The following is a 21,336-nucleotide window of genomic DNA, read 5'->3' as shown; positions in this document are numbered from 1 at the left end:
CTGCTATCGAGCCCTCGCTCGCGCGACTGGCGACCTTGGATGGAGCACCATCGGGAAGCGCGGGACACATCCGCCGCGCGCCTGGGCATAGACACTCCCTTAGCAGAGGATCTTGCTCATGACTGACCATCCCCGCCGCGTCACCCGCGCCCTTCTCTCCGTCTCCGACAAGACCGGCCTGATTGAGTTCGCCAAGGCGCTTGCCGCGCACGACGTCGAGCTGGTCTCGACCGGCGGCACCGCCAAGGCGATCGCCGCGGCCGGGCTGAAGGTGAAGGACGTCTCCGACCTCACCGGCTTCCCCGAGATGATGGACGGCCGCGTCAAGACGCTGCATCCGAAGGTGCATGGCGGCCTACTCGCGATCCGCGACAACAAAGAACATGCGGAGGCGATGAAGGCGCACGGCATCGCGCCGATCGACCTGCTCGTCGTCAATCTCTATCCGTTCGAGGCGACCGTCGACAAAGGCGCGGGCTTCGAGGATTGCATCGAGAACATCGACATCGGTGGCCCCGCGATGATCCGCGCCGCCGCAAAGAACCATGATGACGTCGCCGTCGTGGTCGAGGCCGAGGACTACAAGGCTGTGCTCGACGAGCTCGCCGCCAACAAGGGCGCGACCACGCTGAAGCTGCGCCGGCGCCTCGCTGCGAAAGCCTACGCGCGCACCGCGGCCTATGACGCCGCGATCTCGAACTGGTTCAACCGCCAGCTCGAGATCGATGCGCCCGACTTCCGCGCCTTCGGCGGCAAGCTTATCCAGTCGCTGCGCTACGGCGAGAACCCGCACCAGACCGCGGCGTTCTACGCGACGCCGGACAAGCGACCGGGCGTCTCGACCGCGCGGCAGCTCCAGGGCAAGGAGCTGTCCTACAACAACATCAACGACACCGACGCGGCCTATGAGTGCATCGGCGAGTTCGACACCAAGCGCACCGCGGCCTGCGTCATTGTCAAGCATGCCAATCCCTGTGGCGTCGCGGAAGGCTCGAATCTCGTCGAGGCCTATCGCAGGGCGCTGGCCTGCGATTCCACCTCGGCGTTCGGCGGCATCATCGCGATGAACCGCGCGCTCGACGCCGACACCGCGCGCGAGATCACGAAGATCTTCACCGAGGTGATCATCGCGCCCGACGCCAGCGAGGAAGCGATCGCCATCATCGGCGCGCGCAAGAATTTGCGGCTCCTGCTCGCCGGCAGCCTGCCCGACCCGCGCGCGCTCGGCCTCACTGCCAAGACGGTCGCCGGCGGCCTGCTGGTGCAGAGCCGCGACAACGCCGTGGTCGACGACATGACCTTCAAGGTCGTGACCAAGCGTGCGCCGACGGATGCCGAGATGCGCGACCTGAAATTCGCGTTCCGGGTCGCAAAACACGTCAAGTCCAACACCATCATCTACGCCAAGGATCTCGCCACCGTCGGCATCGGCGCGGGTCAGATGAGCCGGGTGGATTCGGCGCGGATCGCGGCGCGCAAGGCGCAGGATGCGGCAACTGAGCTTAAGCTCGCCGAGCCGCTCACCAAGGGTTCGGTCGTGGCATCGGATGCGTTCTTCCCCTTCGCCGACGGCATGCTCGCCTGCATCGAAGCCGGCGCCACCGCCGTGGTGCAGCCCGGCGGCTCCATGCGCGACGACGAGGTGATCAAGGCCGCCGACGAGCACGGCATCGCCATGGTGTTCACGGGCACGCGGCACTTCAGGCACTGAAGTTTGGTGCGCTGAACTCTCAACGGGGTCGTCCCGGCCTAGCGCGCAATTGCGCGCGGGGGCCGGGACCCATACGCCGCAGCAATAGTTTTGCGAAGACTCGGAGTTACCAGCTCGTCCGGCAACCACTCCCTGTGGTTATGGGTCCCGGCCTACGCCGGGACGACAGCGGAGTTTTATCGCTCCCGCACCCGCATCAATAGCCCCAGCCCGGCGATGAAAAACACCACCAGCACGGCCATGCCGGCCTTCTGGCTCGCCGTCGCGGCGGTGATCATGCCGATCAGCAGCGGGCCGATGAAGGACGTGACCTTCCCGGTCAGCGCGAACAGGCCGAAGTACTGCGCGATGCGGTCCTTCGGCGCGAGGCGGATCAGCAGCGTGCGCGAGGCGGCCTGGAGCGGGCCGCCGGCGGCACCGATGAGACAACCCAGCACGAGATAGGCGCGCTCGGCCGCGCTCGAGAACAGGGGAGCGCCTGCCTGCGGCGGCGCCACGGTGACGAACAACACACTGTCCTTGTCGACCAGAAGGATCGCCGCCACCGACAGCAGCAGGACCAGCAGGCTGCCGGCAATCACGCGCTTCGGCCCGAGACGATCATCCAGCTTGCCGCCGAGCCATGCGCCGAACGTGCCAGCAATCGCGAGCATGATGCCGAAGGTGCCGATCTGGATCGTGTGCCAGCCGAACGTGCCGGCGGCATAGATGCCGCCGAACGCGAACAGCGACACCAGACCGTCGGTGTAGATCATGTTGGCAAGCAGGAACGCCGCGAGCGACTTCTGCTGCGGCAAGCTCCTGATCGACTGCTTCAGCTCCAGCAGGCCTTCGCGCAACGCCTCACGCACCGGCAGCTTCGCCGGATAGTCCGGCGTGAACAGGAACAGCGGCGTCACGAAGATGATGAACCACAGCCCGGTCAGTGGTCCGACGATGCGGTCGCCCTGATGCGTGACGGGATCGAGCCCGAACAGCGGCGTAAATCCGAGCAGCGTGCGTCCGGTCTCGGGATTGGCGGCGAGGAAGCCGAGCACGATGATCAGGCTGACGATGCCGCCGATGTAACCGGTGGCCCAGCCGGTGCCGGAGAGCCGGCCGATGCGCTCCGGCGGCACCAGGGTCGGCATCATCGCATTGTTGAAGACGGTGGCGAATTCCGCACCGACGCTGGCAAGCGCCACCACAGTGAGCAGCGGCGGAATGACCGAGGGATCGCCGGGCTTGCCGATCCACAGCGTGCAGGACGCCAACACCAACAGCGTGCCGAACCCTGCAATCCAGGGCTTCCTGCGGCCGGACGCATCCGCGATGGCGCCGAGCACCGGCGACAGCAGCGCGATGGCGAGGCCCGCAGCCGCCATCGCAAAGCCCCACAGCGATTGGCCCGTGGCCGGATTCGGTGCAACGCTGGTCGCGAAATAGGGCGCGAACACGAAGGTCGTGATCAGCGTGAAATAGGGCTGCGCGGCCCAGTCGAAGAAGATCCAGCTGACGACAGCCGCGCGCGGCGGATAGGTCCGCTGCACGCCGGCCATGCGCACATCGGGGGCGATCGTCGTCATTCCGAAGTCCTCATCACGAACAGTTTTGTCTCTCTTAGCGCAAACGGTATAGCATTGAGGAGAGGCGTGTGAACCGGCCCGAGGCCACGGCGGAAATTTGATAATGTCGTCATACTGGACCCGGCGGACATTTGTCGCCTTCCTCGCCACTCTAGCGTTTGGTCTAGCACCTGCGACAGCGCAGGATGCCCGGCGGGCCTATGTTCCGCCGCCGCTCGATACGGTGCGCGCCGTTGCCGCCGAGCACGGCATGGTGGTGGCGCAGGAGAAGATCTCCGCGCAAGTCGGCGCCGACATCCTGCGACGGGGCGGCAATGCGGTCGATGCCGCGGTCGCGACCGGCTTTGCCATGGCGGTGACCTATCCGCGCGCCGGCAATATCGGCGGCGGCGGCTTCATGGTAATCCATTCCACTGGCCGCAACGAAGACATCGCGATCGACTATCGCGAGACCGCGCCGGCAGCGACCACGCCGCAGATCTTCCTCGGTCCCGACGGCAAGCCCGATGCCGCGAAGTCGCGCGATTCCGCGCTCGGCGTCGGCGTGCCCGGCACCGTCGCAGGCCTTGCGCTGGCATTGGAGAAATACGGCTCGGGCCAGTTCACGCTGGCGCAACTGCTCGAGCCGGCGATCGTGCTCGCCCGCGACGGATTCGTCGTCAGCGACGACATCGCCGACAGCCTGCCGGGCTGGCACCGGCGCCTCGCGCGCTGGCCGTCCTCCACGAAAATCTTTTCGCGTCCTGACGGCACGTCTCTCGTCGAAGGCGATCGGCTGGTGCAAAGCGATCTTGCCGAAACGCTGTCGGCCGTCGCCGCACAGGGACCACGCGGCTTCTACGAGGGCCCGGTTGCGGAGAAGCTCGCCAAGGCGCTGTCGGATGCCGGCGGCATCATGACGACGGCCGATTTGAAGGCCTATCAGCCGGTGATCCGCACGCCCGTGCGCGGCACCTATCGCGGCTACGACATCGTCTCGATGCCGCTGCCGTCCTCCGGCGGCGTGGTGCTGGTGGAGACGCTCAACATCCTCGAAGGCTTTCAACTCGGCGATCTGCAGCAGGGATCGCCGGCATCGCTGCATCTCCTGATCGAGGCCATGAAGCGCGCCTATGCAGATCGCGCGCGCTATCTCGGCGATCCCGCTTTCGTCAACGCGCCGATCGAGACCCTCACGTCAAAGGATTATGCGGGCAAGCTGCGCGCGGGCATCTCCACCGATCGCGCCACGCCGTCGAAGCAGCTGGCCTCCGCCGCCGAGGCGCCGCGCGAGGGCAGCAACACCACGCATTTTTCGGTCGTCGACAGCCGCGGCAACGCCGTCAGCAACACGTACACGCTGAACTTCAGCTACGGCGTCGGCCTCGTCGCCGAAGGCACCGGCGTGCTGCTCAACAACGAGCTCGACGATTTCACCGCGGCGGTCGGTGCTTCCAACGCCTACGGCCTCGTCGGCTACGAGCCCAATCTGCCCGGGCCCGGCAAGCGGCCGCTGTCCTCGATGTCGCCAACCATCGTTCTGAAGGACGGCAAGCCGGTGCTGGTCACGGGTTCGCCCGGCGGCAGCCGCATCATCTCCACCGTGCTCCAGGTGATCGTCAACGTGCTCGATTACAAAATGGACGTCGCCGCCGCCGTCACCGCGCCGCGGCTGCATCATCAATGGCTGCCGGACGAAGTGCGCATCGAGCGTGGCTTTCCCGACCAGGTCCTGTCCGAGCTGAAGGCCATGGACCACGTCATCGCCGAGCCGATGGGGCAGACCTCCGCCAATTCGATTCTCGTGACGCCGAACGGTCCCCTCGGCGCGCCCGATCCGCGCACGCGCGGTGCGGAAGCCGCGGGACAGTAGTCTCGTCGTTGCATCGGCGCGTTGTTTCCCGGAAGGTCGACGGGTCCGCGTGAACCCGAAATGTCGGTGAGATAACTACCGTCCCACCTGATACGGCCCGCCCTTCTCCAGCGCGCGCGCATAGGCCGGCCGCGCATGGATGCGCTCCAGGAACGCCATGGCCTTGGGGTGGCCCTGCTCGAGCCCGCCGCGCGCTTGGGCGGCTTCGAGCGGAAAGCTCATCTGGATGTCGGCGGCGGTGAACTCGCTGCCGGCGAACCACTCGCTCTTCGCAAGCTCGCCTTCCCAATAGTCCATGTGCTGCTTGAGCTGCGGATTGACCAGCGCTGTCAGCGCCTGGTTGCAGACCTTGCGCACCAGCGGGCGCAACAGCGCCGGCGCCCGTTTCGGCATCAGCGTGAACAGCAGCTTCAGGAGCAGCGGCTGCATCGCCGAGCCCTCCGCATAGTGCAGCCAGTAGGTGAAGCGCAGCCGCTCCGGCGTGTTCGGCGGCGGGATCAGCCGGCCGTTGCCGTAGGTGGCGATGAGATATTCGATGATCGCACCTGACTCGGCGATGGTGTTGCCGTTGTCGGTGATGACAGGTGACTTGCCGAGCGGATGGATCGCGCGCAGCTCCTTCGGCGCCCGCATGTCCGGCTGGCGCTGATAGCGCACGATCTCGTAGGGCACGCCCAGCTCTTCGAGCAGCCACAGCACGCGCTGCGAGCGCGAATTGTTGAGGTGGTGAACGGTCAGCATCGTGAGGTCCCCAGGCTAGACGTGGTCGGTCGTCCCAGGCCGTTCGTGCCAGCCCGGGAACACAATGTCGAGCCGCAGGTGCGGATATTTTCACCCGGGTATATTGACGTTTAGAATTTACCCGGGTATTAAAACGCCCAGCATCGTCAAAAATGGCAATGATTCCAATGCAGAAGATTTTTACCGCCTTTCAGGGCCAGCGCCGCCTGGTGTGCGGGCCGGCAGGAGAGGTCGCGCTGGTCGTCAAGCGGGTGGCGCAACGGCCGGACGAGCCCATCGTCATCTTCGAGGACGCCACGGGCCGATCGATCGACTTCGATCTGCGCGGCGGGGATCGCGAGGTGCTGGCGCGCCTGGCGAAGCTTGTCCCGCCCCCTGTCGAGGAGACCGCAGAGCCGGCCGAGCCGCGCGGACGCGGCCGGCCGAAGCTCGGCGTGGTCGCGCGCGAGGTGACGCTGCTGCCGCGGCACTGGGAGTGGCTCGGCGCGCAGCCGGGCGGCGCCTCGGTCGCGCTGCGCAAGCTCGTCGACGAGGCAAGGCGCGCCAGCGGCGACAAGGACCGCGAGCGGCAGGCACGCGATGCGGCCTATCACTTCATGTCGACCATGGCCGGCAATTTGCCGCAGTTCGAGGAAGCCTCGCGCGCGCTCTTCGCGGATGACAGGCGACGCTTCACCGGACTGATCGCGGACTGGCCCACCGACATCCGCGACCACATCGTCAAGCTCGCCTACAGCGACCGCGCCTAAGGCGCGGTCTCTGTTCCAACCCCATCGACGGCCGAGCCGCGCGCTTCGCGCGGCAACGGCTTCGCACGTCCTGATGAAAGGCCTATCCCATGTCTGCTCCAAAGCCGCTCTGGAAAACCTTCCTCCGCTTCCTCGCGCCACTGGTGCTCAGCAATGCGCTGCAATCGCTGTTCGGCACCGTCAGCAATGTCTATCTCGGCCAGATGATCGGCGTCGACGCGCTGGCGGCGGTGTCGGCGTTCTTCCCGGTGATGTTCTTCCTGTTCGCTTTCGTCATGGGCCTGAGCACCGGTGCCACCGTGCTGATCGGGCAAGCGTTTGGCGCGGGTGAGCACGACAAGATCAGAAGCGTGGTGGGCACGACGCTCACGGTCGGCCTGGTGCTCTCGATTGCGATTGCACTCGTCGGCGGGATCTTGAGCCGGCAATTGATGACGCTACTTGCCACGCCCGCGAACATTCTGGACCAGGCCAGCGCCTATGCCCGTGTCGTGTTGCTCACCATGCCGCTCGGCTTCGTCTTCCTGCTGATGACCGCGATGATCCGCGGTGTCGGTGATGCGCTGACGCCACTCCTGGCGCTGGCGTTATCGACGACGATCGGCCTGATCCTGACGCCGATGCTGATCCGCGGCACGTTCGGATTGCCAGCCGTGGGCATCACCAGCCCGGCATGGGCGGCGGCGATCGCCAATGCGGCGACGCTGATCGTGCTCGCGGTTTATTTGCTGCAGAAGAAGCATGCGCTCGCACCGGACGCTGCATTGCTGGGTCATCTCCGGATCGACAGCGCCATGCTCGGCAAAATTCTCGGCATCGGGCTGCCGAGCGCGATCGGCATGGTGGTGATGGCGATCGCCGAACTGGTGCTGCTCGGCCTCGTCAACGGCTTCGGCTCGAATGCCACCGCAGCCTATGGCGCCGTCAACCAGGTAATGGGCTATACGCAGTTCACGGCGATGTCGATTTCGATCGCGGTCTCGATCCTCGGCGCCCAGGCCGTCGGCGGCGGCGACAGGGCCCGGCTCGACGGTATCGTGCGCACCGGTCTTGCGCTCAACATCGTCCTGACCGGCGGCCTGGTGGCGCTGATCTATCTCGCGCCGCGCGCCGTGCTCGTCATCTTCATCACCGACGACGCCGTGCTGGATCTGGCGAAGGGATTGCTCCACGTCGCCCTGTGGAGCTCGGTGCCGTTCGGCCTCGCCACGGTGTTTTCAGGCGCCATGCGCGCCGCCGGTGTCGCCTTCACGCCGATGCTGCTGTCGATCTTCGCGATTGTCGCGATCGAGCTGCCGGCTGCGGTTATCCTCAGCCGCACCGTCGGCCTCGAGGGCGTGTGGGCCGCCTATCCCATCGTGTTCTGCGCCATGTTCCTTTTGCAGATGGGCTATTACTTCCTGGTGTGGCGCAAGCGGGCAATCCGGCGCCTGATCTGATCGTCAAAGTATTATGACCGTCATTAAACGATGGACCTGTGGCGCGGCCTGCGCCACAATGCCAAAAAAGCGCCTCCAGGGAGAACGAACTTGCCCCGCACAGCCCCGCAATTCCTGTTCGATTTCGGCAGCCCGAATGCCTATCTCAGCCATCTCGCGATCCCGGCGATCGAGCAGCGCATCGGCGTCAAGTTCGAGTATGTACCGATCCTGCTCGGCGGCATCTTCAAATCGACCAACAACAAGTCGCCGGCCGAGACGCTCGCCGGCATCAAGAACAAGCGCGAATTCCAGCAGGTCGAGACCGAGCGCTTCATCAAGCGCTTCAAGGTCCAGCCCTATGTCTTCAATCCGCACTTTCCCGTCAACACGCTGAACCTGATGCGCACCGCGATCGCGGCGCAGCTCGAGGGCGTGTTCGAGAAATATGTCGAGGCCGCCTTCCACCATATGTGGCGCGAGCCGAAGAAGATGGACGACACTGAAGTTGCGATGAAGGCGTTGGCCTCGTCCGGCCTCGATGCGCAAAAACTGTTTGCCCGCGCTCAGGAACCGGAAGTGAAGGCGCGACTAATCAAGAACACCGAGGAGGCGGTCGCCCGCGGCGCCTTCGGCTCGCCGACTTTCTTCGTCGGCAACGAGATGTTCTTCGGCAAGGAGCAGCTGCGCGAGGTCGAGGAGATGGTCTCGGGGACTTGATTTTCGTATTGTGGACGAACCGGGCAATCATCTCCGGTGTCGTCCTGGCGAAAGCCAGGACCCATAGCCACCGAAGGCTAAGGATGTGACGAGCTGGGGCTCCAACTTGTCCGACAACGGGCAGTCGGGGTAATGGGTCCTGGCTTTCGCCAGGACGACGGCAAAGAAGAAACAACAAGGACAATCCCATGCGTATTCTCGTGGTCGGCGCCGGCGCCATCGGCGGCTATTTTGGTGGCAGGCTGTTGCAGGCCGGCCGCGATGTCACCTTCCTGGTCCGGCCGCGCCGCGCCAGCGAGCTGGCGAGCGCAGGCCTCGTCATCAAGAGCCCGAATGGCGACGTGACCTTGAAAAATCCGCCGACGGTGCAGGCCGATGCGCTCAAGGACAAGTTCGACGTCGTGCTGCTCAGCTGCAAGGCGTTCGACCTCGACGATGCCATCAAGTCGTTCGCGCCGGCGGTCGGTCCTGATACGTCGATCATCCCGATGCTCAACGGCATGAAGCATCTCGACATCCTCGATGCCAAATTCGGCAAGGAGCGCGTGCTCGGCGGGCTCTGCGCCATCGCCGCGACGCTGAACGAGAAGCGCGAGGTGGTGCAGCTCCAGCCGATGCAGTCGCTCAATTACGGCGAACGCGACGGCAAGCTGTCTGACAGGGTCAAGGCGATCGACGAGGCCTTCAAGAACGGCATCGTTGGTGCCACCGCCAGCCAGAACATCATGCAGGACATGTGGGAGAAGTGGGTGTTCCTCTCTTCGCTCGCCGCAAGCACCAGCCTGATGCGCACCTCCGTCGGCAACATCCTTGCCGCTCCCGGCGGCCGCGACTTCCTGCTCGGCATGCTCGATGAGACCAGCGCCATCGCCACCGCGTCCGGCTACCCGCCGGGTGGCCCGTTCTTCGAGCGCGTGAAGGGCAACATCACCACCGAGGGTTCACCGATGACGGCCTCGATGTTCCGCGACATCAAGGCCGGCCTGCCGGTCGAGGCCGATCACGTCATCGGCGACCTCATCGCCCGCGCCGACGCCGCCAAGGTGCCGGTGCCGAAGCTGCGCATCGCGTACACGCATCTGAAGGCGTATGAGAAGCAGCGGGCGGGGTAGCTGCACACTCCGCTGTCGTCCCGGCGAAGGCCGGGACCCATAACCACAGGGCATCGTTTGGCGAAGACTCGCCGTTATTCGATTGTCGCGCGGTACGAACACCTGTGCCTATCGATAGATCACGCGGTATGGGTCCCGGCCCCCCGCGCGCAATTGCGCGCTAGGCCGGGACGACGAGTTGTGTTTGCCGCAACAGCTCTACTCCTATTTGAAATTTGCCAGATAATGCGAGACGGCCGTGATTTCCTCGTCGCTCATGTGATAGGCGACATCGGCCATCGCGGCGACGCCGCCGCCGACGCGCACGCCGGCCTTGTAGTCGTGCAGCGCCTTGATGAGGTATTCCTCGCGCTGGCCCGCGAGCCGCGCCACGGCCTTGGTGCCGGCAAAGCTGTCGGTGTGGCATGAGGCACAGCGGCGGCCGACGGCGACTTGCGCGCCTTTTTTCGACAGGTCCGGATCGTTGTCTTCCGCTGCCTTCGGCGGCGGCATTTGCGAGAAATAGGCACCGAAATTGCGGATGTCCTCGTTGGTGATCTCTTCCACGATCGGCTGCATCTGGTCGTTCTTGCGCGAACCGGCGCGGAAGAACACGAGCTGCCACTGGATGAATTGATCAGGCTGGCCGGCCAGCGAGGGAATGTTCTCCGTCTGCGAAATGCCGTTCTCGCCGTGACAGCCGGAGCAGACGGCGGCCTTGTCCTTGATCGCTGAATTGTCGGCGGCGCCGACTGGAAGGGCGCCGAGCGTCAGGAGCGCAATCGCGCTGATTGCGTGCGAGGTGAACTGCCGGCGCATGGGGAATTCCGATCTGTCGGGTACGTCATTCCGGGGCGCACCGCTTGGCGCGCGCCCGGACTCCATAACCACCAATCGGGGTTATGGGTTCCGGACTTGCGCGCAAGTCGCGCGCAATCCGGAACGACGGCGTGGGACGTTGAAATGGATGAGGCTGCGGCCGCCTCGTGGCCACCGCAGCCTCCGTTTCGTCTTCCGCTACTTCTTGCTGTAGCTGATGCGATAGATCGCACCGGCCCAGTCGTCGGCGACGAGGATCGAGCCGTCCTTGGCGAGGATGATGTCGTTGGGACGGCCGAGATAGCCCTGGTCACCCTCGAGCCAGCCGGAGGCGAACACTTCCTGCTTGGCGTTCTTGCCGTCGGGCCCGACGATCACGCGCATGATGCGGGCGCCCTGGTACTTGTGCCTGTTCCAGGAGCCGTGCTCGGCGATCAGGATGTTGTTCTTGTACTCGGCGGGAAACTGGTCGCCGGTATAGAACTTCATGCCGAGCGGAGCGACGTGTGCGCCGAGGTTCAGCACCGGCGGCGTGAACTCGGAGCATTTGTGGCCCATCGCGAACTTCGGATCGGGCAGGTCACCCTGGTGGCAATAGGGATAGCCAAAATGCTCGCCGATCTTGCTGATCATGTTCAGCTTGTCGGAGGGCAGATCGTCGCTGACCCAGTCGCGTGCATTCTCGGTGAACCAGAATTTGCCGGTGCGCGGATCGACGTCGCCGCCGACCGAGTTGCGAACGCCGAGCGCCCAGATCTCGGCGTTGCCGGTCTTGGGATCGACGCGCCGGATCTGCGACACGCTGGTCGGGGGAATGCCGACATTGAAGGGCGGGCCGAACGGCAGGAAGAACCAGCCCTCCTTGTCGACCGCGATGTACTTCCAGCCATGCGCGGCATAGGACGGCATGTCGTCATAGACGACCTTGCCCTGGCCGAGATTGTCGAGATTGGCCTCGGCGTTGTCATAGCGGATCAGCTTGTCGACCGCGATGACGTAGAGCGCGCCATCCTTGAAGGCGAGACCGGTGGGCATGTTCAGCCCCTTGAGGATGGTCTTGACCTCCTTCTTTCCGTTGTTGTCCTTGACGGCATAGACGTTGCCGAGGCCGAACGAGCCGACGAACAACGTGCCCTTGTCACCCCAGGCCATCTGCCGCGCGGCGAGAACGCCGGGCGCATAGACCTCGATCTTGAAGCCTGCCGGCAGCTTGATCTTCTTCATCATCGCCGCGAGCTCGGCCTCCGACGCGCCGGTCGGCGGACCCGAGGGCGGCGCGAGGCCTTTCTGCGCCTCGGTCTCGTCGCCGAGGAACCAGTCGTCCGGCGGATGGGTCCAGAATTCCTTGGTGCCGGATTCGTATTTCTTCAGTACCCGGTTTTTGTCCTGTTGCTGCGCATTGACAACGCTGGTCCCGGCAAGAAGGGCAACCGCTGCAAGCGCCAACACGGATCGATGGAACATCGATGTCATCGCGTCACTCCCCTAAGGCAGCCGTCAGGGCTGCACGTTCTTGTTTTGCTGTTTGAGTAGGCGAAGTTCGGAGTCTGTCAGGACGACAGACGTAAAAAGGTTAGCACATCTGCGAGCGGTGAGAAGCGCATCGCGTGTGCTGCGGTTGCGCTCAATAAAAATTGAGACGGAATGTCAATGAGCGCGCACCCCGCGACGACAGCGCTCTCGCTGCAACGCGGAATCAAGATCGTGCGCGGCAGATCTTCAGACAGCGCGAAGGGGCCTCAAACCAAAACTGCGAAAACAACCCCATGCACAGTAGAAAGGCTCAGGCCGGTTTGCTCCCGGTGACGCCGGGCAGACATTTGATGCATCGAGCAAAATGACGAAGGCGGCGCTTACGGGGCGACAGGGTAGGGTCCATCGTCGAACACCGCATCATGGTAGCCCTTCGAGCCGACCTCGCGCGCCAGCGCGCTGCGGAAATCCTGGCCCGCACGCAGGCTCTGCAGCACATGCGCGAAGTCGAATTCGGGCCGCCAACCCAATTCGCGCCGGGCGCGCGCGTTGACATAGACGCGGTCGAGCTGCGGAAACAGGCGCCAGCCGCGCGCCGCGTAGAGCTGCGCACAATCCGGATAGAGCGCACGCACGACGCCTCCCGCGTCATCCGCCAGCGCCGCGAGATGATGCGGCTCGAACGGGCTCGTGGCCGAGACGATGTAGCGGGCAAATCCGATTTTTTGCGCGCGCTCGACGGCGAGCAGATGGGCGCTCACCGCGTCCGCTATGTCGAGCCGGCGATAGAGCAGCTCGTTGGCCTGCGCGTTGTCCAGCGGATAGGCCGACCGCATCGCCGGATCGTCATCGTCCTCCGGAAAGAAACGCGAGGTCCGCAGGACCACGACCGGCAGGCCGCGCTCGCGAAAGAACAGCTCGCACAGCGTTTCCGCCATCAGCTTGGTCGTGCCGTAGATGTTTTTGGGCACCGGCGGCAGCTCCTCGGTGACCCACACCGCCGCCTGTCCCGCTTCGGGGCGCAGCTGCGAGCCGAACGCGCTGGTGGTGCTGGTGAAGACGAAGCTGCGCACGCCGATTGCCACCGCAGCCTCGAGCAGGTTGAGCGTGCCGGTGACGTTGGTGTCGACGAAGTCCTGCTTGCCGTGAGTCGCCACATGCGGCTTGTGCAGCGTCGCGGTGTGGATGACGGCGGAGACGCCGTGCATCTGGCGCCGCGCGAACGCCGGATCGACGATCGAGCCGACCGCATCGGTGAAGGGGGAGGGCTTCAGATCGATCCCGCGCGCGGGCGAGCCACGCGCCTGGAGCGTCCGCAAAAGGGCCTCCCCGAGGTGACCTGCGCTGCCCGTAACCAGAATTGTCATTGCAAACCCAATACAGCCGCCAGCGGCGCGGAAGACCACGGCCCGGTCTGGTTTGGCTGGATGCTCTGGGAAAATTGGAGCGGGCGAAGGGGCTCGAACCCTCGACCCCGACCTTGGCAAGGTCGTGCTCTACCACTGAGCTACACCCGCATCCTGTGTCGGTCGCGTGACGCGCCGGCAACGGCTGTCGTATGCCAAAAGCGGGAGGGGAATGCAACAGCTACCGGCGGCATAGATACGCAATTGCGGGCCCTAAATGGAGCCCGAATGCGGCCGAATCGCCCGAAAACGGCCCGGAACCGCCGAATCGGCCCCGGTGGATTGAAATTCGGCCTATTCGGCCCAATTTAGGAGCCGACAACAAGCATCGGCGTTGGCGACGTGCTAAAGAGCCGCCATTCCAGACATCAGACGAGGGGATCCCGTGACGATCATCGACCAGGGTAACGGAGCGGCGGGCCCGGCTGCGGCCGATCTGATCAAGGACACCACCACCCAGACCTTCGTGAAGGACGTCATCGAGGAATCGAAGCGCCAGCCGGTGCTGATCGACTTCTGGGCGGAGTGGTGCGGCCCCTGCAAGCAGCTCACCCCCGTGCTGGAAAAGGCGGTCAAGGCGGCCAAGGGCAAGGTCAAGCTGGTCAAGATGAACATCGACCAGCACCCGGCGATCCCGGGCCAGATGGGCATCCAGTCGATCCCGGCCGTGATCGCCTTCGTCAACGGCCAGCCGGCCGACGGCTTCATGGGCGCGGTGCCGGAGAGCCAGCTCAACGCCTTCATCGAAAAGCTGACCAAGGGTGTCACCGCTCCGGGCGAGGTCAACGTCGCCGAGATCGTGCAGGAAGCCGATGCCGTGCTCGCCGAGGGCGACGCCGCGGCCGCCGCGCAGATCTATGCCGAGGCGCTGCAGCATGATTCGACCAACATCGCGGCCCTGGCCGGCCTTGCGAAGTGCTACGCCGTCTCCGGCGCGATGGAGCAGGCCAAGCAGACGCTGGCCATGGTACCGGAATCCAAGCGCAACGATCCCGCGGTGAAGGCCGTGCAGACGACGATCGATCTCGCCGAGCAGGCGGAGCAGCTCGGGCCCGTGGCCGAGCTGGAACAGAAAGTCGCCGCAAACCCACTCGATCATCAGGCCAGGTTCGACCTCGCGACCGCGCTCAACGCGCAGGGCAACCGCGCGGCCGCCACCGACCAGCTGCTCGAGATCATCAAGCGCGACCGCAAGTGGAACGACGACGGCGCCCGCAAGCAGCTCGTGCAGTTCTTCGAGGCCTGGGGCGGCACGGATGATGCAACGGTCGAGGGACGAAAGCGCCTGTCGACGATCCTGTTTTCGTAAGGAAAGCGTACAAGCGTCAGCGGGGACCAGATGCCGATCAACATCGAATATCGCGGACCCGCCGACCTTCCCGAAATCATTCCGGTGTTTCCGCTGCCGGGCGCGCTGCTATTGCCGCGCGGCCAGATGCCGCTCAACATCTTCGAGCCGCGCTATCTTGCGATGGTCGACGATTGCTTCCGCGACGGCCATCGCCTGATCGGCATGATCCAGCCCGACGTGGCGCACTCGCCGAAGAATTCCGACAAGCCGGCGCTGTTCCGCGTCGGCTGCGTCGGCCGCATCACACAGCTCGCCGAATCCGGCGACGGCCGCTACATCCTCGAGCTCACCGGCGTCTCCCGCTTCAAGGTGGTCGAGGAGCTCGAGGTGCTCACCGCCTACCGGCAGTGCAAGGTGGATTTCTTTACCTTCGTCGACGACTTCACCGCGCGCATGGGCGAGGACGAGGTCGATCGGGAGGCGCTGTTGTCGGTGCTCGCCGACTTCCTGAAGGCCAACAATCTCAAGGTCGACTGGGAGGGCGTCGAGAGCGCGCCCAACGAGGCGCTCGTCAACGCGCTGGCGATGATGTCGCCTTACGGCCCCGCCGAAAAGCAGGCCATGCTGGAGGCGCCGGACCTGAAGACCCGCGCCGAGATCCTGATCGCGGTCACCGAGATGGACCTCGCCAAGAAGCGCACCAGCGGCGATCCGCCGCTGCAGTGAGGGCCTGAAGCATGATCCGGAAAAGTGCGAAGCGGTTTTCCGGAAAGATCATGCGCAAACAACAACCTAAAGCGCGATGACGATTCATCCCAATCTCATCGCGCTTTAACGGCTCACGCAGCGCGGATGGCTGCCTCATCCCGCCGCAGCAGTCTGGCGACGTCGGATGCAGGCATCGGCCGGCTGAAATAATAGCCTTGTGTTTCGACGCACCCTTCCTCGCGGAGGATGTCGAGCTGCTCCCTGGTTTCGACGCCTTCGGCGGTCGTCGTCTTGCCGAGGCTGACTGCGAAACGAACCACCGCGCGCGCGAGATGGCGCGCGTCTGCCCGCGGGCTGGATAGTTCGGCGACGAAACTGCGGTCGATCTTGACCTTGTCGAACGGGAATCTCTGCAGAAAGCTCAACGATGAATAGCCGGTGCCGAAATCGTCCAGGGCAATTCGCACGCCGAGCTCGCGCAGCTGAGCGAGCACCGCAAAGACGGCCTCGCTGTCATGCATGATCACCGTCTCGGTGACCTCGAGCTCGAGCCTGTGCGGCGCGAGCCCTGAGCTCGCCAGCGCACCGACAATGACCGGGACGAGCTCCTTGCTCCTGAATTGGGCGGGAGACAGGTTGACCGCGATCCTGGCATGCGCAGGCCATGTGGCAGCCTCCGCGCAGGCGGTCCTCAAGACCCATTCGCCCAGCGGCACGATCAAGCCGGTCTCCTCCGCAAGCGGGATGAATTCGCCCGGCAGGACCAGGCCTCGCTGCGGGTGATGCCAGCGCAGCAAGGCCTCGAAACCGCAGGTCTCGCCGCTCGCGGCGCTGAGGAACGGCTGGTAGTGAAGCTCGAATTGACGCCCCGCGAGCGCATCCCGCATGTCGCGCTCCAAATTGCGTCGCGCATGCATGAGCTCGTCGAGCTCTGGCTCGAAGAAGCGGAATGCACCACGTCCGCCACTCTTGGCCGAGTAGAGGGCGAGATCCGCGCTCTTCAGGATCACGTCGGAATCGTTGCCATCGCGCGGCGCAATGGCAATGCCGATGCTGGTGCCCACCGTGACCCGGTGATCGCCGAGATCGAAGGGTTCGCAAAGCGCCTTTCTGATGTTCTCGGCGAGGGCGGCGGCCTCCACCGCCGGGTTGGTCACGTAATCGATCACCGCGAACTCGTCACCACCGAGTCGCGCGATCAACGCGGTTTCCGTGACGCATTCGCGCAGGCGCGCGGAGACGGCGCGCAGCAGCGCATCGCCCGCCGGATGTCCAAGCGTGTCGTTGACTTCCTTGAAGCGGTCGAGGTCGAGCATGAGCACGGCCAGATCGAGGCCGCCGTTGCGCGTCACCGCAATCGCATGCTCCATCCGTTCCCTGAGCAGCACACGATTTGGCAGATCGGTGAGCGCGTCGTGTTGCGCCATATGGGTGATCTTGGCCTCGGAGCGGCGTTGCTCGGTCACGTCGAGATGCGTGGCCACCCATCCGCCGCCGGCCATCGGCTGCCGCGTCACGCAGATCAGCCGGCCATCGGCGAACTCGTCGATCCTGCTCGAGACGGCATCGAACGGCAGGGCCGCCAGTTTCGAGATGAATTGCTCGGCGGCGCCCTCGCTGGAATCGCCCTTGAGAATGCCCTTCACGATACGATGCCTGATGATGTCGGCGTGCGATGTCCCCGTCCTCAGCAGCTCCGGCGGCAGCTGATAGAGCCGGGCATAACGCTCGTTGCAGACGACAAGCCGCTTGTCGGCATCGAACATGCAAAGGCCTTCGACCATGTGATTGATCGCCGTGTCCAGCCTCAGCGTCTGATCCTGGAGTTCCTGCTGCGAGTCTTCGAGCTGCTGCCGGGCGACCGAAAGCTGGCTGATGATCTCCTCGAACCTGGCGGTTCTGCTTGCCATGCGACGATCGGCCACCACGCCGATCAGGCTCATCCCCAGCACGGAAAGTGCGACACCGGCGATGGCAAGCGCGAGGAAAGCCGGAGAAAGCGAAAGACTATCCGTCGCGAGGGTGGGATCCGGCGTGATCTGCACGGCACCCATGGCCGTGAAGTGATGCGACACGATGGCGAGTGTGAGCAGGACGGCTGCTGCCAGCGTGCCCCGATAGCCCTGGTAGGTCAGGGCAACCGCCAGCGCGGCGTAGCCGAGACACATGCCCAAAATGATCGAGACGAATACGAGGTCCACCGACCAGGCGACCCGGCCAGGCACTTCAAGGGCCCACATTCCCAGATAGTGCATGCTGGCAATGCCGCCTCCGACGATGACACCCCCTGCCATCGCGCCCCAGCGGCCGGACGTGCCGACCGCAACACCGAAGCCGACCGAGGTCAAAAGCATTGCCGCGGCGAGTGAAAACGCAGTCAGCAGGAGGCCATAGCCGGTCGTGACGCCGGGCTCATAAGCAAGCATCGCGACGAAATGCGTCGCCCAGATTCCGTATCCGATGGCTGCGCCGGCAATCGCGATCCAGATCCACCGCCTTCTCGCGCGCGTCGCGATCGCACGATGAAAGATACTGGCCGCGACGATGCTCGCGACGAAGCAGACCAGGCCTGCGAGGACAACGAGCCGCCAATCGTGCTCAGCCGTAAGACAGGAAAAAACGCGGAACATGCAATCTGGCTCCACCGTCAATAGTGTCGATGGTGTACGCGCTAAACGTTCATCGCGTTAATTTTGTGCAACGCCCGATTGCATACTTACCGGCGCGTTAACGCTTCCTGCTCAATTCGATTTGTCGACCGCGCCCAGGCGGACGGAAGAAAGCGTGCAACGAACCGCTAGTGGTGACCGCGGATGCGCTTGCGGCCGGTGATCATCGCGCGGATCAGGTTCTCGCGCTGAAGCAGTCCCATCAGGAGCACGCCAAGCACGTGCAGCACGACCAGCACGATGACCGCGTCCGATGAATAGTGGTGGGTGTCCTCGACCCACCAGAGGCCGAAAAAGGTCACGGTCACCGACATCGCGCCCGTGATCGCCGAGACGGCGGTCGCCAGCAGCAGCGCCACCAGCATCAGCGTGCCGGCGGGATTGAGCCCGATATAGCGGCCGGTGATGCCGCGGCGCAGATTCCAGAGATAGCGCGGCCCGGCGCGCAGCCGGACGCCGACCATGCGGAAGCGGGAGTAGCGACTGCCCCAAAAACCCCAGACCAGGCGGAAGGCGAGAAGCCCAAGCACGGTATAGCCGACGATGCGATGCAGCCGGTCATAGACGGTGGGCGTGAACCACGCGGCCAGGATGCTGGCCGCGAAAGCCCAGTGCCAGAGGCGCAGCGGCAGATCCCAGACCACGACCGTCCGCGAAGCGGTTCGATCCGCGGGGGCCCTGTCGGACACCCCGCGCGCTTCTGGCACCGCTTCTTCGATCAAGCTGGGACCACCCTCAAGCCTCACTCTGCGCGGACGATCTCGCGCAGCTCAACTGGCAAGTTTTACTTGGCAGCCTTACTTGGCAATCGTGTGCTTCAGGCTGAGATCTTCCGGGCTGTAGAACAGCTCGTAGAGCTTGCCTTCCTTGACGCCGTACACTTCGTAGCACGAGCCTTCGATCTTGGAGCGCCGCACTTCGTAGCCCAGCGCCTTGGCCTTGGCTTCGGCTTCGCTGGCCGGCTTCCACGACGCCTTGTCGAGCTTGGTGCAATCCTTGAAACCGTCGGCCATGGCCGTCGATCCCGCGCCAATCCCGACCGTCAGTGCAATGGCAACAACACGAATGACCTTCACGAACTTCTCCTCCTCTGTCGTGGGCGCTGCGCGGAGCCGCGAGCGGGACCGAAGGAAGCAAAGGAGGAGGTGAAGTCAATCGGGTTCGGGCATGGATCGCTTTAGATAAGTTCTAACATCGTCTAAAAGCTGAGTGCTCTCCGCGCGCAGTCCGCATTTGACCCACCTCTGCGGCCTTACGCCTCACGCGCTCGCGGCGCACCGCCGGCCCGGCCAGGCCGCGCCTCACGCCACAGGATAGTTGCGTCGCAGCCAATCCGCCCAGGAGAGCTGTCCGCGAACACCTTGGCTGACGACGAAGCCCATGCCTCGCGCCGTGGCGTCCGACAGGTTCACCGGCAGGATTTTTTGATGCCATCCCCGGGCGTCCTGATACCGGCGGGCCAACGAGACGAGCTCGAGATCTTCGGGACCACCAATCTCGACACGCTCGCCACGCATTCCGTCGAAGGCGCAGGCCACGACGTGGTTGGCGACGTCCGACGTGTCGACCGGGTTGAACAGTGTCGTCGGCACCGGCCACATCGGAAGCCAGGCGAGGCCCGCGAGCAGCCGGTCGAGAAGATAGTAGAACGGCATCGCGCGAACGACGGACCAGGACAGTGCTGACGCACGCACCAGCCGTTCCCCGGCGAGCTTGACCCGCGCGTAGGGCAGGGTTGCCTCATCGAGGCCGACGATCGAGACGTGGAGAAAGTGCCGCACCTTGGACTCACTGCAGCATGACAACAGCCTCTCGGTGCCCTCGACGTCCACGGCGGAGGGCGACGTGAAGAAGTCCGTCGGACGAATGCCGCCGCGCCGCGCGATCGGCGAACAGGTCGCCGCATTGATCACCGTATCGACATCGTGCAGCGCGTCCCGCAACCCGGCACCCGTCGCGAGGTCGCCGATCGCCCACTCGACATCCGATCGCGGGCCCGGCGCGCGCGCAAACACCCGAACCTGACGTCCGTCGTGAACGAGGCGATCGACGATATCCCGGCCAAGATGGCCTGTACCCCCGGTGACGAGTGTCAGCGTCATGCCTCAACTCCCATTCGACGCTCAATAGCCTGCAACCGCCAGCACGACGACCGCACTGAGCATCATCCAGCCGAAGTGCCGGCCGCGCGTAGCCCATGCGTTGGCGATAGCGGAGAGACCGAACACGCAGGCCATGGTGACGACGATCCAGTGGCGTGCCGGCTCCGAGCCCATCCAGGGCGTCGCGATCAGGAGCACGCCACCGCCGATCCAGGCGACGGTCGAGGCCTGCCAGACCAGGCGGATCAGGGTGCGCAGCCGTTCCGGCTCGATGCGGGCGCGGACAAACACCCTGGCCTCGCCGAGGTAGCCGTGGATGAGAGCCACCACGATGGTCAGCAGGCCGGCGCATTGGAGCAGGAGATCACGCATCAACGCCTCCATACAGTTATGTATGGTCAACTAAGCGCTCGCCTGCCGCTTGTCAATACACTAGTGTATGGTCGAATTTGGAACCCGACATGACGGAACAGCTCTCCGCCGACGACTGGATCAAGGAAGGCCTGAAGGCGCTTGCCAAAAGCGGTTTCACGGCGCTGAAGGCCGATCCGCTGGCAAAAGCCATGGGGGTTTCGCGCGGTAGCTTCTATTGGCACTTTGCCGATCTCGGCGCGTTCCACGCCGCGGTGCTGAAGCGCTGGCGCGAGATCGCGGCCGAGCAGATCATCGCCGACGTCGAGGCGGCCGGCGACGAGCCGCTGCAGGCGCTGCTGCGCAGATCCTTCGGCGCACGGCTCGACCTCGAACGCGCGGTGCGCAACTGGGCAGCCTTCGATGCGACAGCGCAAGGAGCGGTGCGCGCCATCGACCGCCGCAGGCTCGACTATATCGAGCAGATGCTGGGAAAACGCGGGCTTGCCCCGATGGCGGCGACGGCCCGCGCGCAGATCCTCTATTGGACGTTTCTCGGCTTTGCCCTGTCGGGGGCGCCGGTGCCGGCGGCGCGGCTTCAGGACATGCTCGACGAGCTCCTGGCGATGGTCTCCGCCTGAGCAGCCGCCATGGGCGGGCGCGAATTTCT

General features: G+C 64.7%; 19 protein-coding genes, 1 tRNA gene and 1 riboswitch. Of the genes, 9 read left to right on the top strand and 11 right to left on the bottom strand.

Annotated features, from left to right (window positions below):
* Window positions 1–12: 12 nt before the first annotated feature.
* A riboswitch (ZMP/ZTP riboswitch) is annotated at window positions 13–94 on the top strand.
* A gap of 24 nt (window positions 95–118) precedes the next feature.
* A complete protein-coding gene (gene purH / locus JQ603_RS32785) occupies window positions 119–1,711 on the top strand; it encodes a bifunctional phosphoribosylaminoimidazolecarboxamide formyltransferase/IMP cyclohydrolase (RefSeq protein WP_212346175.1) in 1,593 nt (530 codons plus the stop codon).
* 176 nt (window positions 1,712–1,887) lie between these two features.
* Here purH and JQ603_RS32780 read toward each other — a convergent pair whose 3' ends face one another.
* A complete protein-coding gene (locus JQ603_RS32780; RefSeq protein ID WP_212346171.1) occupies window positions 1,888–3,276 on the bottom strand; it encodes an MFS transporter in 1,389 nt (462 codons plus the stop codon).
* Between the two features lie 103 nt (window positions 3,277–3,379).
* Here JQ603_RS32780 and ggt point away from each other — a divergent pair, with 103 nt between their 5' ends.
* The gene (gene ggt, locus JQ603_RS32775) at window positions 3,380–5,128 is read left to right on the top strand and encodes a gamma-glutamyltransferase (RefSeq protein WP_212346168.1); all 1,749 of its coding nucleotides are present in this window, start codon (window positions 3,380–3,382) and stop codon (window positions 5,126–5,128) included.
* 75 nt (window positions 5,129–5,203) lie between these two features.
* On the opposite strand, the gene JQ603_RS32770 is transcribed toward ggt, so the two are convergent.
* Window positions 5,204–5,869: a glutathione S-transferase family protein gene (locus JQ603_RS32770; protein ID WP_211405171.1), complete on the bottom strand. Its 666-nt coding sequence runs from the start codon at window positions 5,867–5,869 to the stop codon at window positions 5,204–5,206.
* Window positions 5,870–6,021: 152 nt separating this feature from the next.
* On the opposite strand from JQ603_RS32770, the gene JQ603_RS32765 reads away from it, so the two are divergent.
* The 4 genes from JQ603_RS32765 to panE all read left to right on the top strand — a co-directional run bounded on the left by JQ603_RS32765 (window position 6,022) and on the right by panE (window position 9,868).
* On the top strand, window positions 6,022–6,618 hold the full coding sequence (locus JQ603_RS32765; protein WP_212346165.1) for a DUF2239 family protein: 597 nt from the start codon (window positions 6,022–6,024) through the stop codon (window positions 6,616–6,618).
* 89 nt (window positions 6,619–6,707) lie between these two features.
* Window positions 6,708–8,057 (top strand): MATE family efflux transporter, encoded by a 1,350-nt coding sequence (locus JQ603_RS32760; protein ID WP_212346162.1) that lies wholly within the window; start codon window positions 6,708–6,710, stop codon window positions 8,055–8,057.
* A gap of 90 nt (window positions 8,058–8,147) precedes the next feature.
* On the top strand, window positions 8,148–8,756 hold the full coding sequence (locus JQ603_RS32755) for a 2-hydroxychromene-2-carboxylate isomerase (RefSeq protein WP_212346159.1): 609 nt from the start codon (window positions 8,148–8,150) through the stop codon (window positions 8,754–8,756).
* Window positions 8,757–8,944: 188 nt separating this feature from the next.
* Window positions 8,945–9,868, top strand: coding sequence for a 2-dehydropantoate 2-reductase (gene panE / locus JQ603_RS32750; protein WP_212346156.1), 924 nt, complete (start codon window positions 8,945–8,947; stop codon window positions 9,866–9,868).
* 204 nt (window positions 9,869–10,072) lie between these two features.
* Here the strand turns inward: panE and JQ603_RS32745 are convergent, their stop codons facing one another.
* The 4 genes from JQ603_RS32745 to JQ603_RS32730 all read right to left on the bottom strand — a co-directional run bounded on the left by JQ603_RS32745 (window position 10,073) and on the right by JQ603_RS32730 (window position 13,656).
* The gene (locus JQ603_RS32745; protein ID WP_212346153.1) at window positions 10,073–10,666 is read right to left on the bottom strand and encodes a c-type cytochrome; all 594 of its coding nucleotides are present in this window, start codon (window positions 10,664–10,666) and stop codon (window positions 10,073–10,075) included.
* A gap of 198 nt (window positions 10,667–10,864) precedes the next feature.
* Window positions 10,865–12,139, bottom strand: a complete 1,275-nt coding sequence (locus JQ603_RS32740; RefSeq protein WP_212346151.1) for a PQQ-dependent sugar dehydrogenase — start codon at window positions 12,137–12,139, stop codon at window positions 10,865–10,867.
* A 380-nt stretch (window positions 12,140–12,519) separates the two neighbouring features.
* Window positions 12,520–13,506 carry an NAD-dependent epimerase/dehydratase family protein gene (locus JQ603_RS32735; RefSeq protein WP_212346149.1) on the bottom strand — a complete coding sequence of 329 codons (987 nt, stop codon included), beginning with the start codon at window positions 13,504–13,506 and terminating at the stop codon, window positions 12,520–12,522.
* A 75-nt stretch (window positions 13,507–13,581) separates the two neighbouring features.
* Window positions 13,582–13,656: transfer RNA gene (locus JQ603_RS32730), tRNA-Gly, on the bottom strand.
* A 274-nt stretch (window positions 13,657–13,930) separates the two neighbouring features.
* On the opposite strand from JQ603_RS32730, the gene trxA reads away from it, so the two are divergent.
* Window positions 13,931–14,854, top strand: coding sequence for a thioredoxin (trxA, locus tag JQ603_RS32725; RefSeq protein ID WP_211405164.1), 924 nt, complete (start codon window positions 13,931–13,933; stop codon window positions 14,852–14,854).
* Window positions 14,855–14,884: 30 nt separating this feature from the next.
* Window positions 14,885–15,562 carry an LON peptidase substrate-binding domain-containing protein gene (locus JQ603_RS32720; RefSeq protein ID WP_212346147.1) on the top strand — a complete coding sequence of 226 codons (678 nt, stop codon included), beginning with the start codon at window positions 14,885–14,887 and terminating at the stop codon, window positions 15,560–15,562.
* A 113-nt stretch (window positions 15,563–15,675) separates the two neighbouring features.
* On the opposite strand, the gene JQ603_RS32715 is transcribed toward JQ603_RS32720, so the two are convergent.
* The 5 genes from JQ603_RS32715 to JQ603_RS32695 all read right to left on the bottom strand — a co-directional run bounded on the left by JQ603_RS32715 (window position 15,676) and on the right by JQ603_RS32695 (window position 20,687).
* Entirely contained in the window at window positions 15,676–18,174 is a 2,499-nt protein-coding gene (locus tag JQ603_RS32715) for a bifunctional diguanylate cyclase/phosphodiesterase (protein ID WP_212346145.1), read from the bottom strand.
* Between the two features lie 167 nt (window positions 18,175–18,341).
* Window positions 18,342–18,935: a cytochrome b/b6 domain-containing protein gene (locus tag JQ603_RS32710; RefSeq protein ID WP_212346143.1), complete on the bottom strand. Its 594-nt coding sequence runs from the start codon at window positions 18,933–18,935 to the stop codon at window positions 18,342–18,344.
* Between the two features lie 75 nt (window positions 18,936–19,010).
* On the bottom strand, window positions 19,011–19,289 hold the full coding sequence (locus JQ603_RS32705) for a PepSY domain-containing protein (RefSeq protein WP_018648269.1): 279 nt from the start codon (window positions 19,287–19,289) through the stop codon (window positions 19,011–19,013).
* Between the two features lie 225 nt (window positions 19,290–19,514).
* On the bottom strand, window positions 19,515–20,315 hold the full coding sequence (locus tag JQ603_RS32700) for an SDR family oxidoreductase (protein WP_212346141.1): 801 nt from the start codon (window positions 20,313–20,315) through the stop codon (window positions 19,515–19,517).
* Between the two features lie 21 nt (window positions 20,316–20,336).
* Window positions 20,337–20,687 (bottom strand): hypothetical protein, encoded by a 351-nt coding sequence (locus JQ603_RS32695; RefSeq protein ID WP_212346138.1) that lies wholly within the window; start codon window positions 20,685–20,687, stop codon window positions 20,337–20,339.
* 89 nt (window positions 20,688–20,776) lie between these two features.
* Between JQ603_RS32695 and JQ603_RS32690 the strand changes: the two genes are divergently transcribed.
* Window positions 20,777–21,307 (top strand): TetR/AcrR family transcriptional regulator, encoded by a 531-nt coding sequence (locus JQ603_RS32690; RefSeq protein ID WP_212346136.1) that lies wholly within the window; start codon window positions 20,777–20,779, stop codon window positions 21,305–21,307.
* The last annotated feature ends 29 nt before the right edge of the window (window positions 21,308–21,336 follow it).

Source organism: Bradyrhizobium liaoningense, assembly GCF_018130825.1.
GTDB classification, from domain to species: Bacteria; Pseudomonadota; Alphaproteobacteria; order Rhizobiales; family Xanthobacteraceae; genus Bradyrhizobium; species Bradyrhizobium liaoningense_B.
The sequence above is the reverse complement of the archived record's forward strand: the minus strand, read 5'-3'. Positions and strand labels throughout refer to the sequence as shown.